Annotated in this window: 8 protein-coding genes; 7 read left to right on the forward strand and 1 reads right to left on the reverse strand. The window is 35.2% G+C overall.

Annotation, left to right across the window (positions count from 1 at the left end; translation table 11 throughout):
• On the forward strand, positions 1 to 1020 hold a 1020-nt coding region (locus KI356_RS16190; RefSeq protein WP_212935898.1), incomplete at its 5' end, for a phospholipase D-like domain-containing protein.
• Positions 1021 to 1072: 52 nt separating this feature from the next.
• Here the strand turns inward: KI356_RS16190 and pyrH are convergent.
• Positions 1073 to 1816: a UMP kinase gene (gene pyrH / locus KI356_RS16195; RefSeq protein ID WP_002012233.1), complete on the reverse strand. Its 744-nt coding sequence runs from the start codon at positions 1814 to 1816 to the stop codon at positions 1073 to 1075.
• A gap of 378 nt (positions 1817 to 2194) precedes the next feature.
• On the opposite strand from pyrH, the gene KI356_RS16200 reads away from it, so the two are divergent.
• The 6 genes from KI356_RS16200 (at position 2195) to KI356_RS16225 (ending at position 13169) form a co-directional block, all read left to right on the forward strand.
• Positions 2195 to 3466, forward strand: a complete 1272-nt coding sequence (locus tag KI356_RS16200) for a cation:dicarboxylate symporter family transporter (RefSeq protein WP_128281488.1) — start codon at positions 2195 to 2197, stop codon at positions 3464 to 3466.
• A 24-nt stretch (positions 3467 to 3490) separates the two neighbouring features.
• A complete protein-coding gene (aspA, locus tag KI356_RS16205; protein ID WP_212935899.1) occupies positions 3491 to 4930 on the forward strand; it encodes an aspartate ammonia-lyase in 1440 nt (479 codons plus the stop codon).
• A gap of 75 nt (positions 4931 to 5005) precedes the next feature.
• Complete coding sequence (gene malS / locus KI356_RS16210; protein WP_212935900.1) at positions 5006 to 6718, forward strand: oxaloacetate-decarboxylating malate dehydrogenase; 1713 nt, start codon at positions 5006 to 5008, stop codon at positions 6716 to 6718.
• A 65-nt stretch (positions 6719 to 6783) separates the two neighbouring features.
• On the forward strand, positions 6784 to 8097 hold the full coding sequence (locus tag KI356_RS16215) for a sensor histidine kinase (protein WP_212935901.1): 1314 nt from the start codon (positions 6784 to 6786) through the stop codon (positions 8095 to 8097).
• 2 nt (positions 8098 to 8099) lie between these two features.
• Positions 8100 to 9032 (forward strand): response regulator, encoded by a 933-nt coding sequence (locus KI356_RS16220; protein ID WP_212935902.1) that lies wholly within the window; start codon positions 8100 to 8102, stop codon positions 9030 to 9032.
• 225 nt (positions 9033 to 9257) lie between these two features.
• Positions 9258 to 13169 (forward strand): choice-of-anchor L domain-containing protein, encoded by a 3912-nt coding sequence (locus tag KI356_RS16225; RefSeq protein ID WP_212935903.1) that lies wholly within the window; start codon positions 9258 to 9260, stop codon positions 13167 to 13169.
• Positions 13170 to 13200 lie beyond the last annotated feature (31 nt).

Below are 13200 nucleotides of genomic sequence, written 5' to 3' on the forward strand. Positions count from 1 at the left end.
GAAGATATTAAAAAAGCGAAAAGCTCCATTTACACTTATTTTTACATTTTGTCAGATGATAAAAGTAGTTACACTTTTTTAAATTTATTAATGCAAAAGGCGAGAGAAGGGGTGACCGTATATTTGTCGGTCGACTTAATTAATGATTTATCTTTTGACAGAAAGTTGAAAAATGAATTAAAAGAGAACGGTGTTCACTTTACATATAGTAGAAAACCTGAATTGCCATTTGGATTTTATTCTCTACATCATCGTAACCATCGCCGTATTACGACGATTGATGGGGAAATTGGTTATACGGGTGGGTTTAATATGGGAGATGAATATTTAGGAAAAGATAAGCGATTTGGATATTGGCGTGATTACCATGTACGGCTCAGAGGAGAAGGAGCAAAAGATTTAGAAGAACAGTTCGCTTTAGATTGGAAACGAGACACGAAAGAAGACATAAAAAGAAGTACAAATAAAGCTAGTAAAGGGAATACATTACATACTATGGCCAGTTACAATGGGCATTATGTTGCTGAAAAATATATAGAGTTAATAAAACAAGCGAAGCATTCGATTGTAATTACAACGCCTTATTTTATAGCGAAAAATAAAGAATTAATGAATGCTTTATTTGGAGCACAAAAACGGGGTGTTACAGTAAAAATCCTTTGGTCATATAAACCAGATATTCCTCTCATTAAAGAGGCGGCATATCCTTACATTCGTCAAGCTGTTAAACATGGAATTACTGTATATGGCTATAAAAAAGGGATGTTCCATGGGAAGTTAATGCTTATTGATAATGAATTAACCGTTATCGGTACAACGAACATAACTGCACGTAGTTTTTATATAAATGATGAGATGAATTTGTATATTCATGGTGGATCTATCATAGCGCAAGTGAATGAGGCGTTAACGCAAGACATTGGTGATTCGAAAGAGATGACAGAAACATTTTTTGACAACTTATCTTTCTGGGAGCGTTGTAAGGAGAAAGTAGTTGGATGGGTTGATTTTTATTTGTGATGATTAACGAACAAAGGGTGTCTATAAAAGGCACCCTTTGTTAATGGGAATACTATTTTTCATGCACAAGCATCGAAACATCATCATTAATCAACGTCCCAACATGTTCACCTAAACAAATTCTTTTCATAACGCCAGGCTCATCAAAGTTAAAGACGTGTGCCGGTAAATTATAATCTCGAGCAAGTAATAAAGCTGCTTGATCCATTACTTGTATGTTTTGCCTAACAATATCGTTATAGTTCAGTTTACTGTACATTTTCGCTGATTTGTTATGTTTAGGATCACTTGTAAAGACACCGTCTACTCCTTGTTTTGCGACTAAAATGGCGTCGCTATTCATTTCAATTGCTCTTTGTACACTTGGGTAATCTGTTGTAACGAATGGTTGCCCGTTACCACCACCGAATATGACAACATAACCGTTATCTAAATGATGTACTGCACGTAGGCGAATATATGGTTCAGCTACTGCATTAAAAGGAATGGAAGTCATAACGCGTACTTCCCTATCTGTTTTACTTGTTAAAACGCCGCGAAGCATTAAGCTGTTAATAATCGTACCTAGCGTACCGATATTATCAGCTTCTACACGATCAATTCCCCATTCTTCAGCTAGATGACCTCTGAAAATGTTACCGCCGCCGATGACAATGGATACTTCGATATCTAGGTCAATAATGGATATTATTTCGTTTGCGATATGTTCTAATCGTTTGGAGTTAAAGCTATTTCCGGATTGATCGGCAAGAGCGCCGCCGCTTAATTTAATTAAGACACGTTTATATGGCTTCATAACAATTCCCCCTATATAGATTGCAATAAAAAAGGAACAAAGGCGAATGCCTTTGTTCCTTCGTAAGAAAATGAAATAGAAAAGAAATAGATATGATGAACTTCTTCACGTGATTTTTCATAACATCCACTCCTTTTCGCACTCGATTATTTTGAATTTGTATATCTTTTAGATTATACGAAATAATCTGATGTTTTATCAAGTTATTTTATTTCTTTTTACGAAAAAAGGTGTCAATGAAAAATGTAAGAAAAAAATTTGAATTTTTTGTGACGAACTTGTAGGTTTTTGTATGATTTTGTAGGTTTGCTTATATGATGTGTGAGTAGCTTTTATAAATACGAAATGAAAGCGTTCGCATAAAGGGGATGAACATAAATGAAAAAATTCGGATTGGCAACACAAATTTTTGTCGCACTTGTTTTAGGGATTGTTGTAGGGGCAATCTTTTATGGCAATAAAACGGCGATTTCTTATATCACACCAATTGGGGATATATTTATTCACTTAATTAAAATGATTGTAGTACCAATTGTTATTTCAGCATTAATTGTTGCGGTAGCTGGTGTAGGTGATATGAAGAAGCTTGGGAAGCTGGGCGGTAAGACAATTCTTTATTTCGAAATTATTACGACGATTGCTATTTTAATGGGATTACTTGCAGCGAATATATTCCAGCCAGGTACTGGCGTTGATATGAATAGTTTACAGCAAAGTGATATTTCTTCTTATAAACAAACAGCAGATGCAACAGAGAAGAAAGGTTTTGCTGAAACGATTGTTCATATTGTACCGAAAAACGTATTTGAATCTATCGCACAAGGTGACTTATTACCGATTATATTCTTCTCAGTACTATTCGGTTTAGGAGTTGCGGCAATTGGAGAAAAAGGAAAGCCTGTCTTTAACTTTTTTGAAGGTGTGCTCGAAGCGATGTTTTGGGTCACAAATCAAGTTATGAAATTTGCACCATTTGGTGTTTTCGCATTAATTGCTGTTACGGTTGCAAAATTTGGTGTAGGCACACTACTTCCTTTAGGAAAACTAGTGCTAGCTGTATATGTAACTGTTATACTATTCGTTGTGATTGTATTAGGTATTAATGCACGAATGGTCGGAGTAAACATTTTTACATTAATAAAAATTTTAAAAGAAGAACTTATTCTTTCATTTACGACAGCAAGTTCAGAAGCTGTTTTACCTAATATAATGAGAAAGATGGAAGAGTTCGGTTGTCCAAAGGCAGTTGCCTCTTTCGTAATTCCGACAGGTTATACATTTAACTTGACTGGATCAGCTATTTATCAGGCGTTAGCGGCATTGTTCGTTGCACAAATGTACGGTGTTCACATGTCACTGACGGAGCAAATAACGCTATTATTCGTTCTCATGTTAACATCCAAAGGTATGGCGGGAGTTCCGGGTGCATCATTCGTTGTTGTATTAGCAACGTTAGGATCAATGGGATTACCACTAGAAGGCATCGCATTGATTGCGGGAATTGACCGCATTTTAGATATGATTCGCTCAGCTGTCAATGTATTAGGAAATGCATTAGCTGCCATTGTTATGTCGAAGTGGGAAGGCGAATTCGATGATGAGAAAGCAAAACAATATGTAGAAACAGTCAAACAAACAAAAGCAGCATAAGAAATCGTTTAGGAGTGAATAATGATGGCAACATTAACTGAAGTTAAAAATGGTGTGCGAATTGAAAAAGATTTTTTAGGTGAAAAAGAAGTACCCAATTATGCGTACTACGGCGTACAAACAATGCGTGCAGTAGAAAACTTCCCAATTACAGGTTACAAAATTCATGAAGGTTTAATTCAAGCATTCGCAGTTGTAAAAAAAGCAGCGGCACTTGCAAATACAGATGTAGGTAGATTGGAATTGAATAAAGGCGGCGCGATCGCAGAAGCTGCTCAAGAAATTCTAGATGGAAAATGGCACGATCATTTCATCGTCGACCCAATTCAGGGTGGTGCAGGTACTTCAATGAACATGAATGCAAATGAAGTCATTGCCAATCGTGCTCTTGAATTATTAGGAATGGAAAAGGGAGACTATCATTATATTAGTCCAAATAGCCATGTAAATATGGCACAATCAACAAACGATGCATTCCCAACGGCGATTCATATCGCGACATTAAATGCGTTAGAAGGCTTATTACAAACGATGGGTTATATGCATGATGTATTTGAATTAAAAGCAGAGCAATTCGACCATGTTATTAAAATGGGGCGTACGCATTTACAAGATGCTGTACCAATTCGTCTTGGACAAGAGTTTAAAGCGTATTCTCGCGTACTTGATCGTGATATGAAACGTATTAAGCAATCACGTCAACATTTATATGAAGTAAACATGGGAGCAACTGCAGTTGGTACAGGCTTAAATGCAGATCCAGAGTATATTGAAGCAGTTGTAAAACATCTTGCTACAATTAGTGAATTACCGCTTGTTGGTGCAGAAGATTTAGTGGACGCGACGCAAAATACAGACGCGTACACAGAAGTGTCTGCAGCACTAAAAGTATGTATGATGAACATGTCTAAAATTGCGAATGACCTTCGCTTAATGGCATCAGGTCCACGTGTTGGTTTAGCAGAAATTATGTTACCAGCTCGTCAACCAGGTTCTTCTATTATGCCAGGGAAAGTAAACCCTGTTATGCCAGAAGTTATTAACCAAATTGCGTTCCAAGTTATTGGTAACGACCATACGATTTGCCTTGCTTCAGAAGCGGGACAATTAGAATTAAATGTTATGGAACCAGTACTTGTTTTCAATTTACTTCAATCTATTAGCATTATGAACAACGGTTTCCGTGCCTTTACAGATAATTGCTTAAAAGGAATTGAAGCGAATGAAGATCGCTTAAAAGAGTATGTTGAGAAGAGTGTAGGAATTATTACAGCCGTGAACCCTCATATCGGTTATGAAGCAGCAGCTCGTGTTGCGAAAGAAGCAATTGCAACAGGTCAATCCGTTCGAGAACTTTGTGTGAAAAATGGTGTATTGTCACAAGAAGACTTAGAGTTAATTCTAGACCCATTCGAAATGACACACCCAGGGATTGCAGGAGCAACTCTTTTAAAGAAAAATTAAAAAAAGAGGGGGGACAATCCCCTCTTTTTTGTTTACAATATAGAAATGATATATACGAATAGGGGTAGGGATGTTATGAGTAAGTTTACAGTGGCTTCTAATGGTTCATTAGAAACAGCATTAAGAGGAGTAGAAGTATTATCAACACCACTTTTAAATAAAGGGGTAGCTTTCACACAAGAAGAAAGAGAAGAGTTAGGACTAAAGGGGCTATTGCCACCAGCAGTTTTAACGTTAGATGAACAAGCACGCCGAGCGTATGAGCAATTTTGTTCTCAGCCGGATGATTTATTAAAGAATGTATACTTAACTGCGTTACATGATCGAAATGAAGTATTATTTTATCGTATACTAACAGATCATTTACGTGAAATGTTACCAATTGTATATACACCTACTGTTGGTGTAGCAATTCAAAGATATAGTCATGAATATCGTAAACCACGTGGGGTTTATTTATCAGTTAACGATCCTTCAGGTATTGAAGAAGCGTTCTCAAATATCGGTGCAACAGCTGAAAATATTGACTTAGTCGTTGTAACAGATGGCGAAGGTATATTAGGAATTGGTGACTGGGGTGTTGGTGGTATTAACATTGCAATCGGAAAGCTAGCTGTTTATACGGCCGCAGTTGGAATCGATCCTAGTCGCGTATTACCTGTAATTTTAGATGTAGGTACAAACCGTGAGGATCTATTAAACAATCCGTTTTATATTGGAAATCGCCATCCACGTGTAACTGGTGAGGCTTATGATGAATTTATTGATACATTTGTACAAGCTGTAGGTAATAAGTTCCCGAAAGCACTTTTACATTGGGAGGATTTCAGTTCTCGTAATGCACGAAAAATTTTAGACAAATACCGTCATGACGTATGTACGTTTAATGATGACATTCAAGGTACAGGTGCAGTTTCACTTGCTGCAGTATTATCGGCAGTGAAAGCTTCTGGTGTACCTTTGAGTGAACACCGTGTAGTTGTGTTTGGTGCTGGTACAGCTGGAATCGGTATCGCAGATCAAGTAAGAGACGCACTGGTTCGCGCGGGATTATCAGAACAAGAAGCACATGAGCGTTTCTGGTGTATTGATCGTAACGGGTTAATTACAAATAATATGGAAGATCTTCTTGATTTCCAAATTCCATATGCAAGAAAAGAAGCTGAAGTGAATGATTGGAAACAAAGTGATGCTATCGGACTTGCTGAAGTTGTGAAACATGTGAAACCGACAATTTTAATCGGTACATCAACTGTTGCTGGTGCATTCAAAGAAGAGATTATTAAAGAGATGGCTTCTCACGTAGAAAGACCAATTATTTTACCAATGTCGAATCCAACGCCACTTGCTGAAGCGAAGCCAGTAGATTTAATCGAGTGGACAGAAGGAAGAGCGTTAGTTGCAACAGGAAGTCCGTTTGATCCAGTTACATACAATGGTGTAACGTATGTGATTGGACAATCAAATAATGCACTTATTTTCCCAGGTCTTGGGCTTGGAACAATTGTTGTTCGTGCAAGCGTAATGACAGACGGTATGTTTGCGGCGGCAGCAGAAGCGGTTGCAAGTATGGTAGATACAAGTCAGCCAGGTGCACCTATCTTACCAGAAGTTGAAGAATTACGTAATATCTCTGAAATGGTTGCAATTGAAGTAGCGAAAGTTGCAGTTGCAGAAGGTGTTGCTAGAGAAAACTTAAGTGATAACGATATTAAGATTGCAGTGAAAGACGCAATGTGGGAGCCTGAGTATCGTCAAATAAAAGCGGTAGAAAAGGTTAGAATATAGAAAAAAAGCCCGTTTATTATAATAAGCGGGCTTTACTTGTACATTTTTGAAAAAATACATAGGAAGTGGCAGCTTTGAATTGGAATCAATTATGGAAGAAAGATATGTCTCTTTTAATTATTTTAATGATTGTTGTTCCGATTGCTGGAGAGCTGAATTTTCATCCTTTCAACGATACGTTTCGTGTTAGCTTCGGGACACCGCTTTTCTTCTTTTTGTTACTATTTTTAAGAAAAATACCAGCAGCAGCTGCAGGTATTCTTGTCGGTATATCTGTAGTCTTATTCCGCGTATGTCTTGATTGGGTGTTGCAAGGGTCATTTCATATGACAGAATCATTTTATTTGCGCTATCCTGTGTTCTTTTATTATTTTATTTATGGAAGTCTTTTTTCGCTTTTTAGGGTGAATAAGTTCCATCAGAAGCCAATTATAATTGGCTGCCTTGGGATTACAATTGAAATTATCGCAAGTATGTCGGAACTTGCGATTTATCATATGGTAGTACTTGGTACAACGATAACAATTTCTGAAGTGAATAAGCTAATCATTATTGCTATTTTTCGTAGTTTCTTTGCGCTTGGTTTTTTAAATATGATGAATTTGTATGAAACGAAATTAAAAGAATCACAAGTGCGAAAAGAAAATGAGAAAATGTTGATGCACCTTTCTAATTTATATGTGGAATCCGTTCATTTGAAAAAAACGCTGCAAAATGCGGAGTTAATTACACAAGAAGCGTATCAATTATATCGGAATTTACAAGCGAACGATGATTCAAGTAGTATAGAAAATTATAGTAAAACAGCGTTGAAAATAGCGGGAGAAGTGCATGAAATAAAAAAGGATAATCAAAGAATTTTTGCAGGATTATCTAAATTGTTATTAGATAAAAATGTGGCTGAGTATGTAGAAGGTCATGAGCTTGCGGAAATGATTGTGAGAATAAATGAGAAGTACGCTGACATGTTGGAAAAAGATATACGTTTTTTTAAACATATAGAAGGTGAACATGCAGAATATCATGTGTATACAGTCTTATCAATTTTCAACAACTTAGTTGCAAATGCAGTTGAAGCAATTGAGGATAATGGTGCTATCATTATTAAGTTATATAAACTTGATAAACGTATATTTTTTGAAGTAATTGACGATGGGCCTGGTATTGCGCAAAAATATAAAAAACTAGTATTTAAGCCAGGATTTACTTCAAAGTATGATCAAACAGGAACACCATCAACAGGAATTGGACTTTCTTACATAAACGAAATGGTAACAGAGCTCGGAGGAGAAGTAAGATTGGAAGACCTGGAAACTGGTGAAGGGTGTAAGTTTGTCGTTTGTTTACCGGAGTGCAGTTTAAAGCGGGAAGGGGAATAAAGTTGTTTTATTATATCGTAGATGATGATGAAGTTTTCCGTTCTATGCTTTCGCAAATTATTGAAGATGGCGATCTTGGGGAAGTAATTGGAGAATCGGAAGACGGAGCTTTTATTGAAGCAGATCAACTAAATTTTAAAAAAGTAGATATTTTATTTATTGATTTATTAATGCCAATGCGAGATGGGATTGAAACAGTTCGCCATATTGCATCCTCTTTTACTGGGAAAATCATAATGATTTCTCAAGTTGAATCGAAGCAGCTTATAGGTGAGGCATATACACTTGGAGTAGAATATTATATTACAAAACCACTAAATAAAATTGAGGTTGAATCAGTTGTACGAAAAGTGATGGAACGTATTCGCTTGGAACGCTCTATACATGATATTCAAAAATCATTGAATAACGTTTTCAAGTGGGAACAACCGCAAGTTCGAAATGAGCCAATGCAAGAAGGGAAAAAAATAGCGGATTCAGGACGCTATTTATTATCAGAACTTGGTATTGCGGGAGAGAATGGAAGTAAAGACTTACTTAGTATGCTGGAATATTTATATGGGCAAGAAAAAGAGCAAACGTTTGAATTTGGATTTCCTGCGCTAAAAGATATTTTCCATCATATTACGATAAAGAAACTAGGGGCTATAGCTGTAGATACGGATATTGATAAAGAGAAAAAAGCATCTGAGCAAAGGGTACGTAGAGCAATTTATCAATCGTTAAATCATTTAGCTTCCTTAGGATTAACGGACTTTTCAAATCCGAAATTTGAAAGCTATGCGCCGAAATTTTTTGATTTCACTGTAGTTAGAAAACGTATGACAGAAATGACGAAGGATGAAGTGGCAACTTCTGGGCATATACGTATTAATACGAAGAAATTTATTCAAGTGTTGTATTTTGAGGCGAAACGGTTGATGGAGATAGAGTGAAAAGATACGATATAGGGTATGATCATTAATAAACCAAATCTTACATAGATTTGGTTTATTTTATGTCGAAAAGTATTTTCAGAATAAACGTACAATTAATAATAAATGCTATTGAATTCAATAATAGAAATAGATTAATATAATTATGTGCTTCCAATAGAATGAAAAGAAAGGAGTGAAATCAGGAAGTTACATAGTCGAGAAAATATGAGAGGGGATAATTAGTTGGGAGGAAAATATAAGTATTTTAAAAATGTGCTAACAGTTTTTATCATTGCTATTTTATGTTTACAGCTACCAGGTTTTTATTTAAAAGCAAATGGGGAAGAGATAACTAATAAAGACAGAAAATTCGAAATCAAGAGTATACAAGAGGCTGGTAAGAGTAATAATTCAGATGTTTCAGTATCCTCATTAGATGATAATGTGACAGCAGAACAGCTAGCGAAAAAGCTTGTGGGTGACGGAGTGGAAATTCGAAATGTAACATATAAAGGGGCAAATCAAGCAGCTGGAACATTTCAAGCGAAACAAAATATTTTTGGAATTGAAGACGGAGTTATTTTAAGTACAGGTAATGCGAAAGGGATTATTGGACCTAATAAATATAATAGTTATACACAAATAAATAATCAGCAAGGTGATAGTTTATTAGAAGGATTATTAGGGGGCGGGACAAAAACATTTGATGCGAGTGTTTTGGAGTTTGAACTTAAGCCTTCAAAAGAAAGGATGAACATGAAGTATGTACTCGCTTCAGATGAGTATGAGGAGTTTTCTTGGTATAGTGATGCTATAGGAGTGTTTGTTAATGATAAGAACGTTGCATTTGTACCAAATACTTATAATGAACCTATAACAACTGCATCTATAAATCAGTGGCATCGAAGTTATTATGTCTCAAATACAAAGAGTACTAAAAATACAGAAATGGATGGAATGAGTACAGTACTTGAAGCTAAATCCAATTTGAATGTGAACGAATGGAATAAAATTAAGTTAATAATTGCTGATGGACGGGATAGTGGTGTGGATTCAAATTTACTTGTTCAATCCATTAAATTTGAAGATGCTGCAGAAAAGGAAAGTGAAATCCAAATTAAAAGTCTTTCATCAAAAGATATAAGTGCAGAGAAAGTAAAAATAGTAGCGACGTTTAAAAGGACAAATAATTTATCAAAGCAAGATAGTGTAGAGTGGAAATTAGCTATACCAAAAATAAAGAATAGTACAGAACAAATAAAGAATCAAGGGAAGTTAATATTTGAGGAAGGCGAGTCAGAAAAGGATATTGAAGTTGAAGTGAATAAAGAAGAGAGAGATTTGCAAATTTCATTATATTCACCGTCTGAAAAAATAAGAATCTTGGGATCTGGTAATTATAATTTATTTTTAAGAGGCCTATCAATTCAACCTACACCTATAAAATTAGCAATAGGGGAAGAACAACAATTTAAAGTAATAGCACAATATAGGGATGGTAAGGAAATAGACGTTACTGAGAAGGTAGAGTTAGAATTAAATAACTCTGATATTGTACAATTGAATGCTAATAATAAAATAATTGGAAAACAATATGGAGCAATAGACATGAAAGTTACTTACGGTAATACACCTGGGTGGGGACATATTTCAGTTGAAAAAGCTCTAAAGGATATTGAAGTAATAGCTGATAGTACTTCTATGACTGAAGGTGAGTCTACCAAGGTCAAAGTTAAAGGTGTTTATGAAGGAAATGAAAAAGAGGAAGTTTATAATGGGGTACAAATCATCAGTTCCGATGAAAATATAATTCAAGTAAAAGATGGCAGAATATTAGAGGCGATAGGTCCTGGAGTGGCAACGATTACTATTCAATATGCTGGTATTAAGAAGACTTTAGATATTAATGTTAAAGAATCAAACAGTAAAATTGTAGGGCTAAATCTCTATTACTCTAATGAGCTATTGGTAGGCGAAACAACTAGTTACTGGGTTCAAGCACAGTATGATAATGGACTTTGGAAAACGTTGAATCCGAAAGATATACAGATAATTTCAAGTAATCAAGAAGTTCTAGAAATCGGCAAAGATAATTTATACCTTAATGGAAAAAAGGAAGGTCAATCAATTTTAAAAATCACCTATAAAAACTATACTACTGAAATGTTGGTTAAGGTAAAAGAAAAAGAAAAAGAGATTGTACTAAATAAGGATCGATTTACAATAAAAGAAGGTGCTAAAGATAACATCGTTGTAAAAGCCAAATATGAAAATAGAGAAGAAGATATTACAAACCAAGTGAGTTTTTGGATAAATGATGGGAATCTTGCCGAATTAATAGAGAATAAAGAAATTAAAGGTCTTAGACAAGGACAGACTACACTTGTAGTTATTTATAAAAATCATGAGATACGTGTTCCAATATACGTTGAAAATGGATTAAAGGACCTTGAGTTTCAGGAATCTAATATAACATTACCTATTAACGGTACGAAAAAGTTACAAGTAACAGGCGTTTATGAGGAGAATTATCGTTCACCAATTAATAATGAAGCGACATTTTCTAGTAACAACGACAACGTGAAAGTCGATAAGTTCGGAAATATCGTAGCGCAAAAAGAAGGAGAATCTATTATTACAGTATCTGTAAGAGATATAAAAAAGGAAGTAAAAGTAAAAGTAGAGAATCCGCTCGTTGCATTACAAGTTGGTACGGAGAAAATTGCATTAAAAACGAAAGAAGCATATGAACTAAAAGTTACAGGGTTATATGAAGATGGTTCGCTGAAAGATATTACAAAAAGTGTGAATTTTAAATCTTCTAATTCATCTGTAGTAGAAGTAGATGCTTCTGGGAAATTAGTAGCTCAAGATAAAAAAGGAACTGCAACTGTTACGATAACGAAAGATAAACAAAGTTTAAGGATTCCTGTTGAAGTAACTGAAAAAGAGACAGGGCTATTATTAGAAGTGCAAGATGGAAATGGACGAGGAATTGATAATGTTAGCGTCGTTTTAGAAGACTCTCAAAAGAAATTGAATAAGCTCATAACAGATGGAAATGGTACTTTGTCGTTAAAACCACAAGAAGGTACGTATAAAGTATACGTTTACAAAAAAGGGTATAAGCCATCTTTAGTAGACGTAGATGTAAAGAAAGATGAGCGGACGAAGAAAAAAGTAGTATTAGAACCTTCGCAGTTATTTGATGGGAAGATGAACGTAACACAAATGTCGAAAGAAGAAATAGAGAAAGCTGGAATTGATGTAAACCATCCAGATAATCGTCACGTATATAAGTTTGAATTACATTTAAAAATAGACAATGAGGAAAAAAAGGTTGATTACATCATTAACAATGTAGGAAAAATTATTCAAGGTGACTTAGATGTATCCATTGGTAATGGTGATGCAGGTGAGCTCAAAGTATATCCAGTCGTTATTCAAAACGAACGTTTTGCAGAAAAGGAAGCTCCTCCTGCAGTTGGATATATGGTTGTCCCAGGGAAAGTAAGTTGGCTGAAAGAGTTCTTTAAAGTGGAAGTGATGATTCAAAGTTTTGCAGATGAACCGTTTGAATTAACAAATACAAATGTATCGTTAAATTTACCAGAAGGATTAAGTTTGGCCCCAATTAACGCAAAACAAAGTGAAACAATCCATTTAGGAACGATAGGTGGAAACGAAGTTAAAAAAGCCGAGTGGTATATTCGTGGCGATAAAAAAGGTGAGTATCATTTAGGTGCTAATTTCTCATCTACACTATATCCATTTGATGAACAGCTTTCTGCTGAATTTAAAACAGTTAAGCCTATTGAGGTATATGGAGAAGACGGAGTGAAGATGCATATTAAAGTAGATAAAAAGGCAAATAAAGGTTTCCCATATTTAGTGAAGGTAGGAATTGAAAATAAATCTCCAAACGTTATTTATGATTTAAAAGTAGAGCTAAATGAAGCGGAAAAGAAAAACTTTGTTTATACACCAGGAACAGAAATGAGTCGAGTAGTTAACTCTATTAAATCAGGAGAAACTGTATGGCTTGATTATTTATTGCTTCCAACGATAACAGGAGATTTAAATATTGGGAAATCATTTATTAAGAAAGTCGGAGATGGTGCTAACGTAGAGACTGTTCTTTCTACTATTGAATAACATAGTACACTTGCTTTTATTTCACTTTGAA

The organism is Bacillus hominis (genome assembly GCF_018332515.1).
Taxonomy (GTDB): domain Bacteria; phylum Bacillota; class Bacilli; order Bacillales; family Bacillaceae_G; genus Bacillus_A; species Bacillus_A hominis.

Coding starts and splice junctions, on each gene's coding strand:
- pyrH (WP_002012233.1), bottom strand. CDS start 1,816: ATGAAGCCATATAAACGTGTCTTAATTAAATTAAGCGGCGGCGCTCTT.
- aspA (WP_212935899.1), top strand. CDS start 3,491: ATGGCAACATTAACTGAAGTTAAAAATGGTGTGCGAATTGAAAAAGAT.
- KI356_RS16200 (WP_128281488.1), top strand. CDS start 2,195: ATGAAAAAATTCGGATTGGCAACACAAATTTTTGTCGCACTTGTTTTA.
- malS (WP_212935900.1), top strand. CDS start 5,006: ATGAGTAAGTTTACAGTGGCTTCTAATGGTTCATTAGAAACAGCATTA.